This is a genomic window from Cryobacterium sp. TMS1-13-1 (assembly GCF_004403125.1).
Taxonomy (GTDB): Bacteria; Actinomycetota; Actinomycetes; order Actinomycetales; family Microbacteriaceae; genus Cryobacterium; species Cryobacterium levicorallinum.
Window position 1 is genome coordinate 98862 of sequence record NZ_SOGX01000014.1, and the last position, 20492, is coordinate 119353.

Annotated in this window: 18 protein-coding genes; 14 read left to right on the top strand and 4 right to left on the bottom strand. The window is 62.7% G+C overall.

Annotated elements, in window-relative coordinates; translation table 11 throughout:
* The first annotated feature begins 66 nt into the window (after positions 1 to 66).
* The 7 genes from E3T31_RS14580 to E3T31_RS14610 all read left to right on the top strand — a co-directional run bounded on the left by E3T31_RS14580 (position 67) and on the right by E3T31_RS14610 (position 7984).
* Positions 67 to 1980, top strand: a complete 1914-nt coding sequence (locus E3T31_RS14580; protein ID WP_134469697.1) for a DUF4012 domain-containing protein — start codon at positions 67 to 69, stop codon at positions 1978 to 1980.
* Positions 1981 to 2042: 62 nt separating this feature from the next.
* Entirely contained in the window at positions 2043 to 3842 is a 1800-nt protein-coding gene (locus tag E3T31_RS14585; protein ID WP_134469699.1) for a DUF4012 domain-containing protein, read from the top strand.
* 29 nt (positions 3843 to 3871) lie between these two features.
* Positions 3872 to 4417 (top strand): hypothetical protein, encoded by a 546-nt coding sequence (locus tag E3T31_RS14590; RefSeq protein ID WP_134469700.1) that lies wholly within the window; start codon positions 3872 to 3874, stop codon positions 4415 to 4417.
* Positions 4418 to 4524: 107 nt separating this feature from the next.
* Positions 4525 to 5961 carry a polysaccharide biosynthesis tyrosine autokinase gene (locus E3T31_RS14595; RefSeq protein ID WP_134469702.1) on the top strand — a complete coding sequence of 479 codons (1437 nt, stop codon included), beginning with the start codon at positions 4525 to 4527 and terminating at the stop codon, positions 5959 to 5961.
* Entirely contained in the window at positions 5958 to 6551 is a 594-nt protein-coding gene (locus E3T31_RS14600) for a low molecular weight phosphatase family protein (RefSeq protein WP_134469704.1), read from the top strand. The genes E3T31_RS14595 and E3T31_RS14600 overlap by 4 nt, the downstream gene beginning before the upstream one ends.
* On the top strand, positions 6551 to 7579 hold the full coding sequence (locus E3T31_RS14605; protein WP_134469706.1) for a hypothetical protein: 1029 nt from the start codon (positions 6551 to 6553) through the stop codon (positions 7577 to 7579). The genes E3T31_RS14600 and E3T31_RS14605 overlap by 1 nt, the downstream gene beginning before the upstream one ends.
* 81 nt (positions 7580 to 7660) lie before the next feature.
* A complete protein-coding gene (locus tag E3T31_RS14610) occupies positions 7661 to 7984 on the top strand; it encodes a hypothetical protein (RefSeq protein WP_134469708.1) in 324 nt (107 codons plus the stop codon).
* 12 nt (positions 7985 to 7996) lie between these two features.
* On the opposite strand, the gene E3T31_RS14615 is transcribed toward E3T31_RS14610, so the two are convergent.
* Positions 7997 to 8203: a hypothetical protein gene (locus E3T31_RS14615; protein ID WP_134469709.1), complete on the bottom strand. Its 207-nt coding sequence runs from the start codon at positions 8201 to 8203 to the stop codon at positions 7997 to 7999.
* 203 nt (positions 8204 to 8406) lie between these two features.
* On the opposite strand from E3T31_RS14615, the gene E3T31_RS14620 reads away from it, so the two are divergent.
* On the top strand, positions 8407 to 9399 hold the full coding sequence (locus tag E3T31_RS14620) for an acyltransferase family protein (protein ID WP_134469711.1): 993 nt from the start codon (positions 8407 to 8409) through the stop codon (positions 9397 to 9399).
* 295 nt (positions 9400 to 9694) lie between these two features.
* On the opposite strand, the gene E3T31_RS14625 is transcribed toward E3T31_RS14620, so the two are convergent.
* Positions 9695 to 9946 (bottom strand): hypothetical protein, encoded by a 252-nt coding sequence (locus tag E3T31_RS14625; RefSeq protein WP_134469713.1) that lies wholly within the window; start codon positions 9944 to 9946, stop codon positions 9695 to 9697.
* A gap of 607 nt (positions 9947 to 10553) precedes the next feature.
* On the opposite strand from E3T31_RS14625, the gene E3T31_RS14630 reads away from it, so the two are divergent.
* The 5 genes from E3T31_RS14630 (at position 10554) to E3T31_RS14650 (ending at position 15889) form a co-directional block, all read left to right on the top strand.
* A complete protein-coding gene (locus E3T31_RS14630; protein ID WP_134442921.1) occupies positions 10554 to 11138 on the top strand; it encodes an ArsR family transcriptional regulator in 585 nt (194 codons plus the stop codon).
* Between the two features lie 169 nt (positions 11139 to 11307).
* Positions 11308 to 11604: a hypothetical protein gene (locus E3T31_RS14635; protein WP_166788518.1), complete on the top strand. Its 297-nt coding sequence runs from the start codon at positions 11308 to 11310 to the stop codon at positions 11602 to 11604.
* 325 nt (positions 11605 to 11929) lie between these two features.
* On the top strand, positions 11930 to 13327 hold the full coding sequence (locus E3T31_RS14640; RefSeq protein WP_166788519.1) for an MFS transporter: 1398 nt from the start codon (positions 11930 to 11932) through the stop codon (positions 13325 to 13327).
* A gap of 98 nt (positions 13328 to 13425) precedes the next feature.
* A complete protein-coding gene (locus E3T31_RS14645) occupies positions 13426 to 14886 on the top strand; it encodes an NAD(P)/FAD-dependent oxidoreductase (protein WP_134469719.1) in 1461 nt (486 codons plus the stop codon).
* A 10-nt stretch (positions 14887 to 14896) separates the two neighbouring features.
* Positions 14897 to 15889, top strand: coding sequence for an alpha/beta hydrolase (locus tag E3T31_RS14650; RefSeq protein ID WP_241978010.1), 993 nt, complete (start codon positions 14897 to 14899; stop codon positions 15887 to 15889).
* Positions 15890 to 15953: 64 nt separating this feature from the next.
* Here the strand turns inward: E3T31_RS14650 and E3T31_RS14655 are convergent, their stop codons facing one another.
* Positions 15954 to 17240 carry an iron-containing alcohol dehydrogenase gene (locus E3T31_RS14655; RefSeq protein WP_370304626.1) on the bottom strand — a complete coding sequence of 429 codons (1287 nt, stop codon included), beginning with the start codon at positions 17238 to 17240 and terminating at the stop codon, positions 15954 to 15956.
* Positions 17241 to 17468: 228 nt separating this feature from the next.
* Positions 17469 to 19484 carry a GAF domain-containing protein gene (locus E3T31_RS14660; RefSeq protein ID WP_134469723.1) on the bottom strand — a complete coding sequence of 672 codons (2016 nt, stop codon included), beginning with the start codon at positions 19482 to 19484 and terminating at the stop codon, positions 17469 to 17471.
* Between the two features lie 281 nt (positions 19485 to 19765).
* On the opposite strand from E3T31_RS14660, the gene E3T31_RS14665 reads away from it, so the two are divergent.
* Positions 19766 to 20470, top strand: coding sequence for a FadR/GntR family transcriptional regulator (locus E3T31_RS14665; RefSeq protein ID WP_134469725.1), 705 nt, complete (start codon positions 19766 to 19768; stop codon positions 20468 to 20470).
* Positions 20471 to 20492: the final 22 nt, after the last annotated feature.

A 20492-nucleotide genomic window follows, 5' to 3' on the forward strand; every position in this document is an offset into this window, starting at 1 on the left:
GACCTGGGAGTGCGCAGGTGCGCGCGTCCAGTCCTGGCCAGTCCCGCGCTCTGCTTGAATAGGGCCATGCCCTCTCCAGACTCGGCACGGCCTGCATCCGACTCTGACGACCCCGCGCCGCACGAGGCCGACGCAGCCTCCGCTGTGCCCGAAGTTCCCGAGGCTGCACTGCCTGCGCACGTCACTCCCGATGCCGCCTCGGCCGAGGCACCCCCAACAACCCCCACGCGCCGCCGCACCATCGCGGGACTCGTCGTCCTCGGCCTGCTCATCCTCGTCGTGGCGGCCACCGCCTGGGTCGGCATTCGTGGTCTCCAGGCCAAGGATGCCCTCGAGGCTGCCGTCCCGCTCGCGTCGACTATTCAGGACCAGATCCTCGCCGGCGACGGTGAACAAGCGGCCCAGACCGCTGCCGACCTGGCCGAATTCGCGGCAATAGCTCGGTCGCGCACGAGCGACCCGATCTGGCGCGGCTACGAATTTCTGCCGTTTCTCGGACCGAATCTCACGGCCGTGCGTGAACTCGCTACCGTCGTCGATGATGTCGCCCAGAACGCCGTCACCCCGCTGGCCGGTCTGGCCGGAACCCTCGACCTGAACGCGTTCAAGCCCGTCGACGGATCGATCGCCCTGCAACCCCTGCTCGACGCGCAGCCGTCAGTTGACCAGGCCAACACGGCCCTCGCCCGCGCCGCAGAAGACGTCACCGCGATCGATACCGACAACGTCGTCCCCGTCGTGCGCGACGCCGTCATCCGGCTGCAGACCGTTACCGAGCAGACCGCGAGCAGCCTGGATGCCATGGATCGCGCCGTCACCCTGCTGCCGGCCATGCTCGGCGGGGCCGCTCCCCGCGACTACATCCTGCTGTTTCAAAACCTGGCCGAGCTGCGCGCGACCGGCGGCATCCCTGGCGCTCTTGCCCTGGTGCATACCGATCAGGGCAGCGTCGAACTCACCCAGCAGGCCACCGCCGAGGACTTTGACCCGTTTGCCGCACCGGTGCTGCCGCTCGGCGACGACACGACCCTGATCTATGGGGACATCACCGGCGAATACATCCAAAATGTCACCCTCACGCCCGACTTCGCCCAAACCGGAGCCCTGGCCCGCGAAATGTGGCGGCTCCAATTCGGCCTTGAAGCCAACGGCGTGCTCTCGATCGACCCGGTTGCACTGAGCTACCTGCTCGATGCCACCGGCCCGATCACCCTCGCTACCGGCGACGAACTCAACGCCGACAACGCGGTGTCACTGCTCCTGCACGACGTGTACGCGCGCTATGACGACTTGAAGCAGCAGGACATCTTCTTCGCGGCCGCCGCCGGCGCCGTGTTCGACGCCGTCAAGAGCGGTCGCGCCGACCCGAACAGGCTCATCGCCGCGCTCGCCCGCGCCGGAGCCGAACACCGGGTGTTGGTCTGGAGCGCCGACGAGACTGAACAGGCTGTGCTCGCCGACACCACCCTCGCCGGCGGCCGCCCGGTCAGCGACGATTCGACGAACCGATTCGGTCTCTACCTCAATGACCTTTCCGGCGCGAAGATGGACTTCTACCTCGACGTTGAAACCGCCATCGGCCAGCAGACCTGCCGCACCGACCGGCGCCCGCAATACACGCTCGAGGTCACCGTCACCAACACTGCACCAGCGGATGCCGCCACCTCCCTTCCCGTCTACGTCACCGGCCGAGGCATCTCGGGGGTGCCGCTCGGCAACATCAAGACCATGGTCTCGGCCTACGGTGTTCCGACGATGTACAACCTCGGTGTCACGCGGGACGGCGTCGACGCGGAACATGTTCCCGCGACCGATGCCAGCTATCCGGTGACCTCGCTGGTCTTCGAACTGGCTCCCGGCGAAAGCACCGTATTGCACTTTGACTGGCTTGGCACCGGGCCGTTCACCGGTGATCTCGCCCTGCGCAGCACCCCGTTAATAACGCTGCACGAAACCGAGAAGCTCGACCTCAGTTGTTAGCGTCGACTCGCGATTCACCGCGCAGGCGCTAACCGGCCGGTGCGCTCTGCTTGAATAGGGCCATGTCTTCGTCCCGTTCCGCGCACGCCGCACCCGCGAAAAAGCCGAAAAAAACACGAACCATCGTCGGGCTCTCCGCACTCGGGCTGCTCGTGATCGTCGTGGCGGCCACCGCCTGGGTCGGCATTCGCGGGCTGCAGGCCAAAGACGCCCTCGAAGCTGCCGTTCCGCTCGCGTCGACCATTCAAGACCAGATCCTCGCCGGTAACGGTGAACAGGCGGCTCAAACCGCCGCCGACCTGGCCGAATTCGCGGCGACAGCGCGTTCGCGCACGAGCGACCCGATCTGGGGCAGCTACGAACTGCTCCCGTTCCTCGGCCCCAACCTCACGGCCGTGCGCGAACTGGCCGCCGTCGTCGATGATGTCGCCCAGAACGTCGTCACCCCGCTGGCCGGTCTGGCCGGCAGCCTCGACCTGAACACGTTCAAGCCCGTCGACGGATCTATCGCCCTGCAACCTTTGCTCGACGCACAGCCGCCCGTCGAGCAGGCCAACACCGCGCTCACCAGCGCCGCAGACGATGTCAATGCCATCAATACCGACGATGTGCACGACGCCGTGCGCGACGCCGTCACCCGGCTGCAAACCGTCACCAACGACACCGCGGTCACGCTCGACGCCATGGACCGCGCCGTCACCCTGCTGCCGGCCATGCTCGGCCAGGCCGCACCGCGCGACTACATTCTGCTGTTTCAGAACCCGGCCGAACTGCGCTCCACCGGTGGTATCCCCGGCGCGCTCGCCCTGCTGCACACCGACAACGGAGGCATCGAACTCACCCAACAGGCCAGCTCGACCTCCTTTCCGCAGCACGAAGCCCCCGTGTTGCCGCTGAGCGACGCCACCCGGTCCATCTACGGCGACATCACCGGCGAATTCATTCAAAACGTCACGATGACCCCGGACTTCGCAGAGACCGGGGCGCTCGCCCGCGAAATGTGGCGCCTTGAATTCGGCCTCGAAGCCAACGGCGTGCTCTCGGTCGACCCGGTCGCGCTGAGCTACCTGCTCGATGCTACCGGCCCGATCGCCCTCGCCACCGGCGACGAACTCACCGCCGACAACGCCGTGCAGCTGCTGCTGAGCGACGTCTACGCGCGCTATGAGGTGCCGGTCCAGCAGGACGCCTTCTTCGCGGTCGCGGCTGGCGCCGTATTCGACGCCGTTAAGAGCGGCCGCGCCGACCCGACCAAACTCATCGCCGCACTCGCCCGTGCTGGAGCCGAACACCGCGTGCTGGTCTGGAACGCCGACGAGACCGAGCAGACCGTTCTCGCCGGCACCACCCTGGCCGGCGCCCGGCCGGTCAGTGACGACCAGACCAATCGCTTCGGCCTCTTTCTCAACGACGGCACCGGCGCCAAAATGGACCTCTACCTCGACGTCTCCACCGCCCTCGGCCAGCAGACCTGCCGGGAAGACCTGCGCCCGCAGTACACGCTCGAGGTCACCCTGCGCAATACCGCACCAGCGGATGCCGCCACCAGCCTCCCCGCGTACGTGACCGGCGGCGGCGTGTTCGACGTGCCCCTCGGCAACATCAAGACCGTTGTTTCGGCCTATGGAACCCCCGAGGTGCAGAACCTCGGCCTCACCCGCGACGGCGCTGAGGCGCCGTACCATCCGGCGACCGATGCCACCTATCCGGTGAGCACCATCGCGATCGAACTGGCACCCAGTGAAAGTACAGTGCTGCGCTTCAACTGGCTCGGCCCGGAGCCATTCTCCGGCGATCTCGAGCTGCGCAGCACGCCACTGATCGCGCTCAACGACACGGCATCACTAGACTTCAGTTGTTAGGGGTTCGCCCAGAGCATTCCGGCCACACAATGCACTACGGGGGATTCGTCTTGTTTAGAAAAGTTCTTGCCACGCTCGCGCTCGTCGGAGTCGCCGTTTTCGCCGGTCCAGTGGCCGCGCACGCCGCCGGCTACGTGGCCGCCGACCTCATCACCGTGTCTGGCAGCCAGGCCGCCGGCAGCACCGTTACCGTAGCGTTCGATGACGACGCTTTCACCGCCGAGGAACAGGTGTCCATCGCGGTCTCCGGTGAAGGTTCGGCCACCCTGGCCACGCTGCGTGCGGCTACCGTCGACACCCAGAAGGCGGCCACGAGTACCGGCGCCCTCGACCTCAAGGTCACCCTGCCGAACGACGCAACGGGCTCCTACACCCTCACCGCCATCGGAGACAGCTCGCAGAACATCGGCACCGCCACGATAACGGTCGTTGCCGCCGACGGAGCCGGCCTCGCCACCGCCGGATTCGACGTGCCGACCGCCCTCATCTACAGCGCCGCCGGTGCCCTGCTGCTCGGCCTGGGCCTCGTCATCACCCTCCGCGTCACCCTGCGCCGCCGCGCTACCACCGCCTGATTCGACAGCTCACCCCCTGCTTGTGGGCCGCTTGCGCAACCGAGTGGCCCTTTCACCTGTGTCAAGCTACTGGTTGGCAACTTTGTATCGCAACGAAAGGTAGCAGCGTGGAACTCCGCGACTACATCCGCATCCTGCAGAAGAGTTGGATGCTCATCGTGGCGCTGACCCTGGTGGCCGTCGCGGCGGCATCCGTTTTCTCGATTCTGAAAACGCCGACCTACAGTGCCACCAGCAAGGTATTCGTGTCGATTCAGTCCAGCGGCAGCACGAGCGATCTCGTGCAGGGCGCGAGCTTCACGGTGGCTCGGGTCAAGACCTACTCCGGTATCGCCATCACACCGCTGGTGCTGCAGCCGGTCATCGAGACCCTCCGGCTCGACCAGACGCCAGCCAAACTGGCCAAGAACATCGCCGTGTCGGCAACCCTCGACACCTCGATCATCGGCATTGCCGTCACCGACACCGACCCACGCCGCGCCGCCGATATCGCCAACGCGGTCTCCGAGAGCCTCGCCGTGGGCGTGCAGGAGATCGAGCAGCGTGACCCGGTCACCGGGGGGCCCTCCGTGAAACTCACCCGGGTGCAGGTGGCGAGCGTGCCGTTGGCTCCGGTGGCCCCCAACGTGCCCCTCAATATCGCCCTCGGGGCCCTCGTGGGCCTCGCCCTCGGCGTTGGACTGGCGGTGCTACGCGAAACGCTCGACACCCGCATTCGCAGCCAGCGCGATGTGGAACAGGTCACAGCGCTGCCCATCATCGGCGGCATCGTCTTCGATCCGCAGGCCGCCGAGCGGCCCCTCATCGTGCACGCCGACCCGCGCAGCCCGCGCGCTGAGTCCTTTCGCACCCTGCGCACCAACCTGCAGTACCTCGACGTGGAACGCCGGGACCGCTGCTTCGTGGTCACCTCCTCGATCGGCAGCGAGGGCAAGAGCACCACGAGCGCCAACCTGGCCATTTCACTAGCGGATGCCGGCACCCGCGTTCTGCTCGTCGACGCCGACCTGCGCAAACCGCGCGTCGCCGACTACATGAACATCGAGGGCGGTGTCGGCCTCACCGACGTACTCGTCGGCCGCGCCGAACTCGAGGATGTCATTCAGCCCTGGGGCCGCGGTCAGCTGTTCGTGCTGCCCGCCGGGCACATTCCGCCGAACCCGAGCGAGCTGCTCGGGTCGTCGCGCATGGCGCACATCATCGAGGAGTTCAACCGCACCTTTGATGTCGTCATTTTCGACAGCCCGCCGCTGCTTCCCGTAACGGATGCCGCGATCCTCGCCAAGAGCGTCGGTGGCGCCATTCTCATCGTCGCCGCGGGCCGCACCCAGAAGAACCAGCTCACCGGAGCCATCGCCGCGCTCGACAAGGTCGGCGCTCCGATCAGCGGCGTCGTCATGACCATGCTGCCGACCAAGGGACCGGATGCCTACGGCTACGGCCACTATGGTCAGTACGGTTACGGACACACCTACGGCGACACCGGTCCGGCCCCCGAGGTCATCGTTCCCGCCTACTCGCGCCGATCAAGGGCCAAAGCATGACCGCCCGCATCCTCATCGTCTGCACCGGAAACATCTGCCGGTCGCCACTGGGGGAGCAGCTTCTGCGGGAAAACCTGCGCAACGCCGGCCTCGATGCCGTGGTCACGAGCGCCGGAACCCACGCCATGACGGGCAGCGCCATGACGCCCGAAGCCGCCGCTCTGTCGACGCAATACGGCGCGTCAAACACCGATCACGTCGCTCGGCAGCTCACCGCGAAGCTCATTGCCGACGCCGACCTCGTGCTCACCGCCACGCGTGACCACCGTCGAGACGTCGTCACCCTGCTGCCCAAAGCCACCCGCTACACCTTCACCCTCAATCAGTTCGCCCGCCTGGTGGCCCCGGCCGATGCCGAAGATTTCGCCGCTGACGCCTCCCGCGTTGATGCCCAAACAGGCCTCGACTTCCCCGCCTTCGTCGCATCCGTCGCCTCGACCCGCGGACTCCACCCCTCGCCCAACCCTCCAACCCTCGACGACGTCGAAGACCCCTACCGCCAGCCCGCCGCCGTCTACGACCGCGCCGCCGCGGCGATCAACGCCTCCGTCACCACGATCACCGCCGCCCTGATCGCGGCAGGAGCCTGATGACCCAGCACCCCCGCCGGCGTCGCATCATCGCCTACTCCGCTATCGGACTCTTCCTGCTCATCGACGCCGTGCTCATCACGAGCGCGCTCACCTCGACCTCGGTTGATGCTGCCGCCGACGCGTCTTCGGAGCCGGCCGCCACGGCATCCGCTTTTCCCGTGCCGAGCGCCACCCCGACAGCCTCGCCAACGGCCGCGCCAGCCGTGATGCCCCTGCCGGCCACCCGCTTGCTCTCCGCGGTGTCGGCTACCGCCGCCTGGCGTGCCAGCACCGGAACCTGCAGGGCCCCGGCCTCACCCGAACTCAGCACCGACTCCGGATCCAGCTGGACCGCCACCGACGCCACCGGCCGCTCCGGAGTCACCGCCCTGCAGTCCATCGCGGCCCAGAGCGAATCGGTCGCCGAGTTCATCGGCCTCGACGAAGACTGCGCCCCGCAGTTCGTCAAGACCTTCGTCGCCGGAGACAACTACTCCAGCTACCCCGACGAGCTCGACGACGCGTGGTACGTCGACCCGGCCGACCGCGCCGCCGTGCACGGACCCGACGGCCTGGTCTCGGCGCCGTGCGACGCGGTCGTCGCCCTCGCCGCGAGTCCGGCCGACGCTGACTCCGCCGCCGTTCTCTGCGCCGACGCACGCATCTTCGCCACAACGGATGCCGCTGCCTCCTGGTCAGCGCCCCTGACCGTTCCCGGAGTGCTCATCCTCACCGCGACCGACCTGGGCTACATCGCCTTGGCCGCGGGGGACTCGGCCGCCTCGTCGGCGGAGACCGACTCGGTCGCCTGCCTCGGCCTCAGCGTCGTCGACGTCAGCGTGATCGACTCCGCCGCCGACCGTGTCACTGACCCTGCCGCCGAGACCGCTGCACTGAGCGCGAGCACCACGGGCTGCTACGCCACCGACGAAGCCCCCGCCGAGCTGGCCGCAAACATTGCGGTCGCATCCGCCGACGATACCCTCTGGCTCTGGATCGGGGACCTCACCCTGCGCTCCACCGACGCCGGCCAGTCCTGGCTCTAGTTGCCCCGAGTATGCGGCCCCACTTCTCCACAGTTCATAGAATCCCCAGCACACCCCTGCCAGCGGGACTAGTCTCACTCCATGGACGACAACGTCTCGTGGCTGTTCGAGAAGCAAGACGTGGAACGTCCGCGCCTCTGCCCGCAGTGCGGGGACGCCATGGAGGTCGCCTGGCACGGCGACGGCTATGACTACGGCTGCACGAATCTCGGCTGCACGCAGCTCTACTTCGGCCCGCCCTATTCCGAGGCCGAGCTGGCTAGCGATGCTCCGCTCGAGCTGAGCCCGCCCAATTGCCCCCGCTGCCTTATGCGCATGGGGGCCGTTTCCGACGGAGAGGCCTGGCAGTTCGTCTGTCTCCAAAACGGATGCGACGGCATCTGGCCGCCCCGCGACTCCCGTTAGCCGCCTCTCCCGTTAGCCGCCTCTCCCGCTGGCCGCCCCGCCCCCCGCGCTGGTCGAGGCCAGCGAGGCGGCAACAGTCGTCACGGCATCCGCTTCCATGTCGGAAAGGTAGATCAGAGTGCCGCTCGCGCTCACCGTCAAAGACGCCACCCGCGAAACGGCCGAACCGTCACCGACCGTGCCCGACAGCGTGACCGTGTGCTGCCCCGCCGACAGCATCGCCTCGGCAGACCGAGGTCAGGCCATCAAAATCGCTCCGCCGAGCCCCTAAAGTCGCGCGTCGGCTGCAACCGGCTCAACTCACTGCTCGACGGGTCGGGGAAAGGGGGCAGGGTACAAAATCTGCCGCGGGGTGGCGCGACCGTGCGGCTCGCCAGAAGAAGTTCAGCGAGCTGGAAGCGCGGAGCCCTAGGCTTCGCCAGGTGGACAGTACAAGAATGCGCTCGGCCGCGATCGATGGCTTGCGCGTTATCGGCATTGTGGCCATCGTGGCTGGGCACGTCTGGTCGGACCAGAGCAATGACATCGCCCGCATGGGTCTCTACACCTGGCACGTTCCCGTGTTCTTCTTTCTCAGCGGATACCTCTGGGCCAACGAACGCACGCTGGGCGTCGAATTCAGCAAGCGGGTACGCACGCTGCTCGTGCCCTACGTCGCGTGGCTGCTCGCTATCGGCGCCGTCTACGGCACGTACCTCTGGGCAAACGGGCAGGCTCTGCACGTAGGCAACGTGTTGCTCGGCGGTTCATACATGGGCGCACCATTTTTCGCCTTTTGGTTCGTTACCGCGCTCTTCGGCGCCTGCCTGTTGCTTCGTGCACTGCAGCGCTTTCCCGTCTGGCTACCCTGGGCGGTTGCCGTTGCCGGGTTGACCGTCGCCTACCTCGCCCCCGACGCGTTGACCGCCGTCCCCTTCTCGCTGGGCGTTGCCGTGCCCGCCATGATCTTCATCCTCGCGGGCATTTCCTTTCGCCGGATCGCCCCGCGGCTCAGGTCGAGGGGCTGGGTTTCAGTGGCCCTCCTGGCCGGCTCAGCAGCCCTCATCGTCACCGGCCTCTCGCAGCCACTAGACATGAAGCAGGGTGATTTTGGCACGCCTGTCGTGAGCGTCGTGGTTGCCAGCGCCATCTCTGCAGGTCTCGTCCTCTTATTTCAAAGGGTGTTTGCTTCCATCAGGCCACGGGTTGCCGGAGCTGTTACGCGGGCGGCCACCGTCGGGCTCGCGGTTGTGCTGACCCACAGTGCATTCATTTTGTTGTTGAGCAAGATCCCGGTCTATATGCCCCCGGTCGCGCACTTCGTCATTGTTCTCGTGGTGGCATGGTCGCTCGCGTACCTCCTCAGTCAGACGCCGCTCGGTAGCGTATTCACCGGTGCTGCCGCGACTCCCACTCGACGACCGAGCGACAGTTAAGTGCGGCTTGCCACCCTGGCCCGCAGCGGCGCCACAGCGACAGCAGGGAGGAGCCAGAGTTGACGATCTTATTGCTCGGGGTCACCACGATGCCGTGTGGCTTCACGACTGACTACTTGCCCAGCAGTTCCGATAACTCGGCGAGCGTTTCACGTCCGAGCGCCCGAACGACGTCATCATGGTTGGCCCAAGGCCCTGTCTGCTCGGTCAGTACATCAATGTTGATTGTCTGCTGCAGTGCGCGGGGCACTCCGGGGACACCGAACAGCGGGCGGCCGTCGTAGCGGGGGCGTTTTCACGTGGACTGACGGTCTGAGCACATGAGGTCCACGCGATCTGGTCCTCGATCGTAGAGTTCCAGATGCACCCGCTGCGCGTCAAGCGGCGGCAACCCGTTCGCCAAGCACCACTCGAAGAAGAACCGCAAGTCGTTGGTGTACTTGTAGCGGGTGTCGCCCTTGTACCGCACCAGAAAACCCACAGCGGCCATTTCCTCGACTGTCATACCGGCCTTGAACGTGGGCGCGATGGCTGCAGGCTTGGGCATGTTGGGTCCAATGCCTAGTTGGAGCTGGATTCGGCAGCCTCGCTTGCTGCCGATCCATCGACCGGGGTAATGGTGTGGCACGCGCGACTTTACGCCGCACCACCGACACCATGAAAGTGCCCCGTTCCATCAGGAGCAGAACCAGGGACCTGGGCTATCCATCACTTTGGGCCGGAGCCGTCGACCCGTTCGGCAGCCCGCAGCTCAACACAAGCAGATGCCGCCCCGGCCTCTGGAGACGCCGTCATTCCCAACAACCGACCCGAAATCGGGATATCTAGTAAAATCTATGTGGCTCTAGTTTTTAAGTAGAGTCAGCTAGATTTCACTAGACATGAGGCGTCACGGATCCAGTTCTGAATCTTTCGGTCTGCTGTCGGTAGCAGTGAGGCCAAAGCCCGACGAGCGGATGCTGACCGCCAGAAACTCCGAAGAACCTGCCAGCGTTCGCTGACACCCGGGCGCGCAGCGTCACCACAGCCCGAGATGCTGTCATTCACGCAGGCCGCGAGCTAATTCGGCCTGGTGGAGCGGTCAGGGGCCGACGCAATAAATCGCGGCGCAGCGCCCGCTTGACTTTCAATAAAGATTGCATATGCTTTCTTTTATGAAACCGTCCGTCCCCCTGCTGAGCCCAATCCTGCGGTCTGACACCCAAGGACGTCTGTTGGCTCAGCTTTTCGCGCACCCGCAGCGAGAGGTCAGCGTGAGTGAGCTTGCACGTTTGGCTGAAGCCACGTTGCCCACGGCACTCAGAGATGTCGATCGTCTCGTCCAGGGGGGCTATCTGACCGAACGCCGCGTGGGACGCAACCGCATGATCCGTGCCAACGAGGAGCATCCGCTCTATGCAGCCCTCAAGCAAATAGTCACCTACGGATATGGGCCGACTGTCGTCATTCCCGATCTGCTGCGCGGTCTGCCCGGTATCGATGCGGCATACATCTACGGTTCGTGGGCCGCTCGTCTGGACGGCGAGCCGGGGACCGATCCGAACGACATTGACCTGCTGGTGGTCGGCGACGTCGAACCAAGCCAGTTCTACCCGATAGCACTCGAGGCAACGAAAATGCTGGGTCGTGAGGTGAGCATCAACGTGATCTCACCGAACCGTTGGCAGCGTGCTGACGACGGATTTATCAAGACGGTGCAGGCCCGGCCACTCGTGCCGCTCGATTTGGGGGGATCGTGATTGCGCGCTGGCAGCAGGGACGAGCCGGAGTCGACGATCTCATCGCTCGCGGTCACATCGAGAGAGTGCGAGCCGACCGCGCGTTGGCCGCTTCATGCTGCAGGAAGCCGTTCGGCACCTCGCGTCGTCCCGGCTAACCGCGGATACCGACCCGACCGGTAGTTTCGCGATGGCTTATGACTCCTGCCGCAAGGCTCTGGCAGCGGTACTCGAAAATCAGGGGCTCCGAGCAACGACGAAAGGGGGCCACAAGGCGGTGGAGGAAGCCGTTCGGGCTCAGCTCGTACCGCCAAAGAAAGCCGAGCTTGATGGATTCGGCTGGATGCGCGTCTTGCGAAACAACACCCAATATCCGTCCCTTGAGAAACCACTGGCCGGTCTCGACGACACGCTCCTGGCGCAGGGATTTGCCGAAGACATCATTGTCATGGCCCGGACGGTTTTGGACCACATGCCCACCTACTGAACCGAGCCGCGACCCCGACCCAGTCGCGGCAGCGTGTTCCCGTCGCTAGGACAGCGCGCAGCCAATATGCAAGCGGATGCGGAGCGCCGGCCACGTCAGAGGTATCCGACGACCAGTACTGAACTTGTCGTGACTGAACATGTCAGCGGGGTATCAGCGACGCCGGTGCGTGACTGGGAAAGGCGTGCCTACCAACGTCAACTTTATATACACATTTATGATCTAAAGGTGGGAACAAACACCACAATCGCGGGTGGGTTGTTATGTCAGGCTAAAGACATTCGCTCTCTAGCATGAGGGGTGAAATCTACTTGAGGGGCACTGTATGAAATCCGACAATGAAGTCGAAACGAGAAAAGCACCTGAGCGTAAAGTTGCGGACAAGGAGCTTCCGTCCGGAATCAAGAAAATCGTCGCCGCTTCGATGGCCGGAACGGTCGCCGAATGGTACGAGTTCTTTATTTACGGGACTGCAGCCACGCTCGTCTTCAGTGTTCTCTTTTTTCCGCAGACAGATAATCCGCTCGATGGAATTATCGCGGCTTTCGCCACGTACGCGGTTGGTTTTCTCGCCCGGCCCATTGGCGGTCTGGTGTTCGGATACTTCGGAGACCGCGTCGGTCGCAAGAAGCTATTGCAATTCAGCCTTCTGCTGGTCGGTGTCTCGACCTTCTTAATGGGATGTATCCCCTCGTTCGACGCGGTGGGTTATTGGGCGCCGGCGCTCCTGGTGACACTGCGCTTCATCCAAGGCTTCGCGGTCGGCGGTGAATGGGGCGGTGCAATTCTGCTGGTCGGCGAACACAGCCCCAATGGCCAGCGCGGCTATTGGTCGAGCTTCCCGCAGGCGGCCGCTTGCGTCGGCAACGTGTTGGCATCCGTTGTGCTTCTGGGCTTGAGCGCATCCATGCCCGAAGAAGCATTCCAGTCCTGGGGTTGGAGAGTCGCCTTCTGGCTGTCGGCCTTCATCGTGCTGATCGGCTATTACATTCGCCGCACTGTCGAAGACGCGCCCATCTTTCTCGAATCGGTCGCGAAGCAAAAAGAACTCGAAACCAAGGCTGCTGGACTGCGGGAAGTTCTCACGCAGTACCCCAAGCAGGTCTTCGTGGGCATGGCGGCACGATTCGGTGAGAATACGGTCTACTACGCCATCATCGTGTTCTCGATCACCTACCTCAAAATTCACGTGGGGATGAGCACGTCAGACGTCTTGCTCATCATGTTCCTGGCTAATATCGTTCAATTCTTCGCCATGATCTTCGCGGGCAAGCTGTCCGACATGCTGGGCCGGCGCCAAACCTATCTGCTCGGCGTGGTCGGCCTGCTGATCTGGGTCTTCGTCTACTTTCCGATGCTCAATACCGGCAGCTTCTGGACCGTATTCGCTGCAATCGTGATTGGTTTGAGTCTGCAGGCCTTGTGTTACGGCCCGCAGGGTGCCCTCATGGCGGAGCTGTTCCCCACCAGAATGCGTTATACCGGTGTGTCTTTCTGCTACCAGGTGACGTCAATTCTGGCCGGATCGGTAGCGCCGCTCATCTGCACCGCGCTGCTCGCCACGTTCTCATCAACGATGCCGATCGTTGCCTACCTCTTCACGGCCATGCTGCTTTCCGGAGTCGCGCTCTACTTCTACAAAGAAACCCGCGGAATCTCGCTGTACGAAGTCGATGTCAAAGACGAGCAAAAGATGCTCAGTCACGCCAACGCATCAAAGTAGGCATGTCGAGCAAATATTTCGGCCCGAAACAAATTTCAGGAAGATCGGGCATTGTGCGTCGTGGTCACAATGCCCGATAGAGAAAGGTAGTGGATTCAATGAGTGAACGTATTCTTGACGCGATTATTCTGGGCGCTGGTTTCGGCGGACTGGGGGCAGCTGCGCAGCTCAAGCGCAACAACATTGATAACTTCCTCGTCCTGGAAAAGAAAGACCGCATTGGTGGTGTGTGGCGTGACAACACGTACCCGGGTGCTGCGTGTGACACCCAATCGGTGATCTACTGTTACAGCTATTTCTTGAATCTGCGCGTGAGCCGCATGTATGCCGGCGGTAGCGAGCTGCTGGGCTACCTCGAGGCCTTGGCCGATGAGTTCGACGTGCGCGCAAACATCCGCTTTCAAAGCCTCGTCATTTCGGCCACCTGGCAGGAAGAACGCCAGCTGTGGCGTGTCGAGACGGCTGATCATGAAGTGTTCTACGCCAGGGTCTTCATCCCGGCCTGGGGGCAGCTCAGCGAACCGTCCACCCCGACGTTCACCGATGCGCATTTGTTTCAGGGGGTCTCATTTCACTCGGCGGAATGGGATCACGACGTCGACCTCACCGGGCTGCGCGTGGGGTCAATTGGGTCTGCGGCCAGTGCGGTTCAATATGTCCCCGAAGTGGCTGAAATCGCTCAGCACCTCTCCGTTTTTCAGCGCTCCGCGAATTTCATATTGCCTCGCAATCAGATCGTCTTCACAGAAGACGAGCGTGAGCAATTCCAACGTCATCCCGAATCGTTCGAGCGCATTCGCGGTGATATCCACAATCAGCGTGAAGCCGGGTTCACCCGAACGAAGCATCTCTCGGCGAGTCAAAACGAAGGCGCGCTCGAGGCGCAGGCACACCTTGAAGCGCAAGTCTCCGACCCTGAGCTACGACGAAACCTCACCCCGAGCTTTGAGTTCGGCTGCAAGCGCATTCTCCGAAGCGATGCCTATTACCCCGCGCTCTCGCGGGCGAATGTCAGTCTGGAAACAGCTTCCGTTGACCGTTTTACCGAGACGGGGATAGTTACCGGTGATGGCGTGCATCATGAGCTTGATGTCATCATCTACGGCACGGGATTCAAGAGTCAGGCCTTCCAGGGTGATCTCGTGGTGACGGGGCGAGACGGCGTCACCCTCGATCAGCGCTGGGGAGATAGCCCGGAAGCATACTTAGGCATGGCCGTCGACGGCTTCCCGAATATGTTCATGATTTATGGCCCCAACACGAATCTGAACCACAACTCGATTGTCACCATGCTGGAAGCTCAGCACGAATACATCGTTCAGGTCATTACTCACCTCCGCGACGAGAACGATGACGTTTTCGACGTGAGGGTTGAAGTGCTTCGGCAGTTCAACGACATGGTGCAAACTGAATTGGAAGGGTCCGCGTATTCGTCCGATTGCTCCTCCTGGTACAAGAATGCGGCTGGCAAAGTCATCAATAACTGGTGTGGAACGGTAGACGAATATCGCACCATGATTAATGAGTTCGATCTGGCTGACTACGCGGCGGTGAAGTGAGCGGATGACTGTGGCGCAGAACGACCGCAGGGCTGCAGATCCTATGGTTGCTGCCGAGGCGGCGCCTTCGATCACCGCGTTCCGGGCTAAGGGCTCGTTATCGTTCCAAGACGTTGGGGTCGAACAGGCCCGGGTCAATTATTCCGTAAGCTGCGCGGCAAACGGGCTGACAAGTCAGGCTATTGCGAAAGTCAACGACGTTCAGTTTGAACCGGACATTCCCGGGCGGCTTTACGATGCTCGCGTAGGCGAGCCCACGGGCCTGGCTCCTGCCATCTTCTTTATACACGGTGGCGGCTGGGTCATCGGTGATCTCGACACTCACGATTCACTCTGCCGCTATTTGGCGGTCAGTACCGAGTCCATTGTTGTTTCGGTCGACTATCGACTGGCTCCGGAAGCTCCCTTTCCCGCTGCGATTGATGACTGTCGATCTGCTCTCACGTGGGTGCTCGCTCACGGAGGCAAATGGGGAATCGACATCGCTCGCGTTGTAGTCATGGGCGACAGCGGCGGGGGCCAGATGGCTGCGATCCTGGCCAACGAAAGCGGTGGCGACCGTTTCGACAACCGGTTGATTGGTCAGGTGCTCCTGTACCCCGTCACGGACCTCACCATGCAGACTCCGTCGTACGAGCGAATCGTCACGGGGTTTCCGTTGACCGCGAATACCATGAACTGGTTTGCAGACCACTACGTGCCCGAGGGTGTCGACCGATCACAAGCACAGCTCAGCCCCTTACTTAATCCAGTACCGGCGTACGGAGCGGCGGCTTTTATCTGCACCGTCGATAACGACCCGCTGGCCGACGAGGGCGCAAGGTATGCGGCCAAGCTTGCCGCGGCCGGCACTGCCGTTGAGTACCTCCACCTGCCCGGCCACTCACACGGTCTCTTTACCTCGGCTGGAGTGATCGCCACAGCGAGGGAAGTCCTAAACCGTGTGAGTGCCTTCGTCAAGGCTCGTTCTACGGCAGCTATCGACGAAGTGGCGCGAGACTGACCTGAACCGCCTTGCGGCTTTGCCCTCAGCCCTCGAACTGGCTGAGGGCAAAGCCCCGATTGGTTCAGCGGATGCTGCGATCGCCCGCGTAGGCAGCCTGCACGATTTCGGTGATGGCGTTGAGATCGAGGCTGACCGGGTTGTTATCGATGAGTCGCTTGGAGTTGAGAGAGAGCTGAGCGATCTGGGCGAGGTCGCCTGACTCAACCCCCAGGTCCTTGATCGTTTCTGGCAGGTCGATGCCGGCAATAAGGCGATCGACCGCTTCCACGCCGGCGATGGCAGCTTCCCGCGCATCCAGTCCGGAAATATCACACCCCAGGGCTTCGGCGACCTGGGCCAGAGCGGGTTGGATGGCCCGAAAGTTGTAACGCAACACATAGGGCAGCAATACGCCGACGCCGACGCCGTGTGGAGTATGAGTCAACGCGCCAACGGGGTACTGAATAGCGTGAGCCGCCGCTGTTCCCGCATTGCTGAGAACGACACCGCCGTACAAAGCTGCCATCATCATGTTTGCTCTGGCCTCGGTATTCGATGGGTCCCGGTAAGCGGTGAGAAGGCTGCGCCCAACGAGCTGAATTCCGCCGAGAGCAATCGAATCGCATAATGCATTCTTGCCAACGAAAACGCGCTCCGAGGCAAGAGAGCTCGTTCTCTCGCGGGTAATAGCTGTAAAGGATTCCACGAGGTGCACCAGAGCATCCGCGCCAGTCGCCGCAGTCAGCGCGGGTGGGCAGGTGTACGTGAGTTCTGGATCGCAGATAGCGGCGAACGGAATCAAATGTGGGCTCGAAATGCCCATCTTCATTCCTAATTCTGAATCGGAGACGACGGCGATGGCGGTCGCTTCGGAACCGGTTCCTGCTGTCGTCGGCAGCGCGATAACAGGCACAGTTGGGCCAGGAACAGCAAACTCACCGTAGTAATCGCGGGGCTGGCCGCCGTGTGTCAAAAGCACGGAGACGACCTTGGCCATATCAATGCAGCTGCCGCCCCCAAAACCGATGACAGAAGAAACCTGCTTCTGAGCAACCTCGGTAATCCAGTCGACACATCTGTGGATGCCCTGGAGGGGGAGCTCTGCCTCAGTATCACCGAAGACGTGCACGGTCAGTCCCCTGCTTTCAAGGCTGCTGACGAGTTCGGCGAGGTCGTGCGAACCGGCGAGACGGGCATCCGTGCAGATCAGAACGCTTTCGCCGAGGCTTGCCGCCATCTCAGCGGCGGCGAAGCGTTGCCCCGCACCTGCAACGATGTTTCGCGGCAGTCGCAGAACGCCAAAGGGTGCCGAAGATATTCCAGCTTCGTGTTGACACGACATTGTGCTTACTCCTGACATTGGGGTCATGCCCGTTCTGTGGCGAAGAATCCGCCATCACAGTGCACGACCTGGGGACCGAAAGTATGCGGCTGCGTGGCCCAAGAACGCACAAATGCCGCTCTTCATATGGTTCCAAGAACAGCGAAGAATTTGTATAGCAGCGCGCACCATTGATTGAGCACCTCTATATACAAATTGAACAGGTGCTCGCGACTACTGACGCACGACCCGACGAGTGCCAGACCGTGCAGCGCGTCAAGAAGTGGTCTGAATTGCACCCATCGTCTTCAGCCGCCACAGACGCAGAGCCACTCGTACATCCAACGATCGGCTGCCTCGGCGCCAGTCAGGGTCCAAGAGCGTGTCGATGCGGTCGAGGCGCTGACGAAGAGTGTTCGCATGCACATGGAGTTCGTTGGCCGCGGTGCCAATGGCAGATTCATTCTCAAGAAAAGTCCAGGCGGTTAACGTCAATTCGGTGCCGTGACGCGAGTCGTAATCGAAGAGGGGGCCGAGCTGGGCGTGCATCAGCTGTTCCGCGAAAGTATTTTCGGTGCCCCCCAACAGCATTCCAGCCGTTCCCAAAACCGCACGATCTGCTGCCTCGCCGACCCGGGCAAGAGCATGAAGGGCGCGCAGTACGGCGTGCGCTTCAGAATGAGCCGCGGCCAACCTGCCGAAGCCAGTCACCGGGCCCGACGAGCCCACCGTTGCCGTGATGAGCTGGCGTTTCAGGATCGTCACTATCGATCGCCCATCATCACCGGAGGCTTCATTTGCGGTCTGTTTAGAGGCCCAGCGGCCCACGGGCTCAACTACACACAGGTGACCCTCGTGCAGTGCAATGATGCCTGGCGTGTCTTCCGCCGCACGCCGCAAGAGGGCGAGTGATTTCTGGCGGTCATTGTCAGCGACGCTGATCACCCTGACCATCAGGGGAGTGGTGTCAGACAAGCCGAACCTTCCCGCCCGCCGGGTCAGCGCGGCCGTTTCTTCCGCTCGAGGCGAGAGCAGGTCGTCTATGAGCTCAAGTTGTAACCGAAGTTCGGCATCGACCAGTGTGCGCCGAAACAGCATTGAAACGCTGAGCACCAAGGCACCGCGTTCGAGCATCGCCAATTGGGTGGCGCCGAATTCTCCAGCCACGACGAGAGACGCCAAGTGCTGATCTCCGGCGATGGCCGACATGACCAGGTATTGCGCGCCGTCAATCGTAAACGGTACGGGTATGGCCGTCGCTGCGGATTGCTCTGCGGCTCGGAGGGCCGTCGGAAAGCCAAAATCCTGGCGCGATTGGGATGCAGATAGAGGTTCTCCCAACGGATCAACAACAAAAACCTCACTCCCGAGCGATTCCGCTAACAAATCCACCAGGCGCGGCATGCTCTCCGCAGCCACGAGCGTTTCTGTCAGGCTCCGATTCAGCGCAGCGATCTCTTCCAGACCACGTACGTGGGCGATGTTCTCCTGCTGCGCACTGTCGCGCTGGGCCAAGGCCTCCGCCATCTCGCTAAAGTGGCGCGCATTCTCGAGAGCCACCGCCGCATGGGTTCCAATCGACTCCATCAGGGACACATCGTCACTGCTGAAATTGTGCGGCTGCCGGTCCGCGACCAGCAGCGCGCCAATTACTTTTCCCTCAACGCGAAGTGGTACGCCCATGATGGCCCGCACCCCCTCGGCAGCCACCGCAGTGTCGCTATCGAGAAAATGAGATATTGAATCGTCGGTGAGGTAGTCCGCAGTCTGTGCCGGTGACTCTCCCGTGGCCACGGCTCCGAGAACTCCGCCGCCGAGCGGCATTCGGATGTTTCGAAACAACGTCGTCGTAGCGCCGTCGGTGACACGTACGAAGGACTTGCCCGACACGTAGTCGTTCAAGCTCAAATAAGCCACATCGCTGCCGATCAGCGACCGTGTGCGCCTCACGATGGCTTTCAGGATTGCCTCGACATCGCGTATCCCGGTCAAATCCGTGGCCGTGTTGTACAAGACGCGCAGGAGCTGTTCTCTGCGATGTGCCTCCTGAAGCTGCGAATTCAGCCGGCGAACAGCACCCGCGGTCAATTCATTGATTGCTCCGTCGTGCAGCGACGCCGCCAAGTGAGACTCCAGCGCGGTGGCAGAAATTCCCCTGTCCAACAAAGCCAAAAGGTGCCCGGTGCCGGTCGAGCTGACCTGCCGAGGCGCGACAGCGTCAGACGGCACGGAAAGACGCTGGTCACTCAGTCGGCCGAGGTCTTCTTCGTGCAGGCTTTCGTTGTCTTCCATTGGCTCATGCTAACTGTCTGCGTTCCCGGGCCGAAGCGCCTTGGTCCACCGTGGGTACACAAACAGTCGACTTCCTTCATCGAATGGGGTGAGTACGGCACACCCGTGCTCAGCGTCGTAATTGCCAGCGCTATTTCTGCTGGTCTCGCACTCCTGCTGGAACGCGTGTTTGCTTTCGTCACGCCACGTGCCGCCCCGGATCGTTATGAGCGCGGCCGCTATCGGGCTCGATACACTGAACCGAGAGTCCGACGCCGCGCCGGGACGAAGGAATAGGTTTCATGAGTCGAACATCGCTGGTCGATGACCTGGTGGAGAGTCTCCTCGACCGGATTCTGCGAGGGGTGTTCGCGGCGCAGGAGATGCTTCCTCCGGAGGCGGTTCTGGCCGAGGAAGCCGGCGTCAGTCGCCTGACGGCCCGCGAGGCGATCAAGACCCTTCAGGCACAGAAGATAGTCTCCGTCCGGCGCGGGCTCGGCACCTTCGTCAACCCACCTTCGGACTGGTCGAGCCTCGACGCGATCCTGCGTGCCGCCGCGCACGACCTGGGCAGTTCCGAGGTGCCCCTGCGGTTGCTCGAGGTGCGGCGCATGGTGGAAACCGGCTCGGCCGAGCTGGCAGCGCGCAACCACCAGAACAGCGATCTCGTGTCGCTCGATGCGACCATCGCCGAAATGGAAGCCGCCTACGTGGATGGCGACCTCGACCGCCTCACCCGAAACGATCTCGCGTTCCACGACATCATTCTCGCGGCCAGCGGCAACCCTTTCGTTCCCGCTCTGATGGGGCAACTCAGCCAGCTGCTCTATACGCTGCGGCGGGAAACATCCGCTTTCACTGAGGTGCAGGAACACGCCATCGCGCATCACAAAATCGTGCGCTCGGCAATTGCGAGCCGCAACCCCGATGAGGCGCGCCGCGCCATGGAAGCGCATATTCAGCAGACCTTTGCGGACTACGAGAAGTTCATCCAAGCGCAGTCCTAACTAGACATCAGACGTCAGATAT

Coding starts and splice junctions, on each gene's coding strand:
- E3T31_RS14580 (WP_134469697.1), top strand. CDS start 67: ATGCCCTCTCCAGACTCGGCACGGCCTGCATCCGACTCTGACGACCCC.
- E3T31_RS14585 (WP_134469699.1), top strand. CDS start 2,043: ATGTCTTCGTCCCGTTCCGCGCACGCCGCACCCGCGAAAAAGCCGAAA.
- E3T31_RS14590 (WP_134469700.1), top strand. CDS start 3,872: ATGCACTACGGGGGATTCGTCTTGTTTAGAAAAGTTCTTGCCACGCTC.
- E3T31_RS14600 (WP_134469704.1), top strand. CDS start 5,958: ATGACCGCCCGCATCCTCATCGTCTGCACCGGAAACATCTGCCGGTCG.
- E3T31_RS14605 (WP_134469706.1), top strand. CDS start 6,551: ATGACCCAGCACCCCCGCCGGCGTCGCATCATCGCCTACTCCGCTATC.
- E3T31_RS14610 (WP_134469708.1), top strand. CDS start 7,661: ATGGACGACAACGTCTCGTGGCTGTTCGAGAAGCAAGACGTGGAACGT.
- E3T31_RS14615 (WP_134469709.1), bottom strand. CDS start 8,203: ATGCTGTCGGCGGGGCAGCACACGGTCACGCTGTCGGGCACGGTCGGT.
- E3T31_RS14625 (WP_134469713.1), bottom strand. CDS start 9,946: ATGCCCAAGCCTGCAGCCATCGCGCCCACGTTCAAGGCCGGTATGACA.
- E3T31_RS14630 (WP_134442921.1), top strand. CDS start 10,554: ATGAAACCGTCCGTCCCCCTGCTGAGCCCAATCCTGCGGTCTGACACC.
- E3T31_RS14635 (WP_166788518.1), top strand. CDS start 11,308: ATGGCTTATGACTCCTGCCGCAAGGCTCTGGCAGCGGTACTCGAAAAT.
- E3T31_RS14640 (WP_166788519.1), top strand. CDS start 11,930: ATGAAATCCGACAATGAAGTCGAAACGAGAAAAGCACCTGAGCGTAAA.
- E3T31_RS14645 (WP_134469719.1), top strand. CDS start 13,426: ATGAGTGAACGTATTCTTGACGCGATTATTCTGGGCGCTGGTTTCGGC.
- E3T31_RS14655 (WP_370304626.1), bottom strand. CDS start 17,240: ATGACCCCAATGTCAGGAGTAAGCACAATGTCGTGTCAACACGAAGCT.
- E3T31_RS14660 (WP_134469723.1), bottom strand. CDS start 19,484: ATGGAAGACAACGAAAGCCTGCACGAAGAAGACCTCGGCCGACTGAGT.
- E3T31_RS14665 (WP_134469725.1), top strand. CDS start 19,766: ATGAGTCGAACATCGCTGGTCGATGACCTGGTGGAGAGTCTCCTCGAC.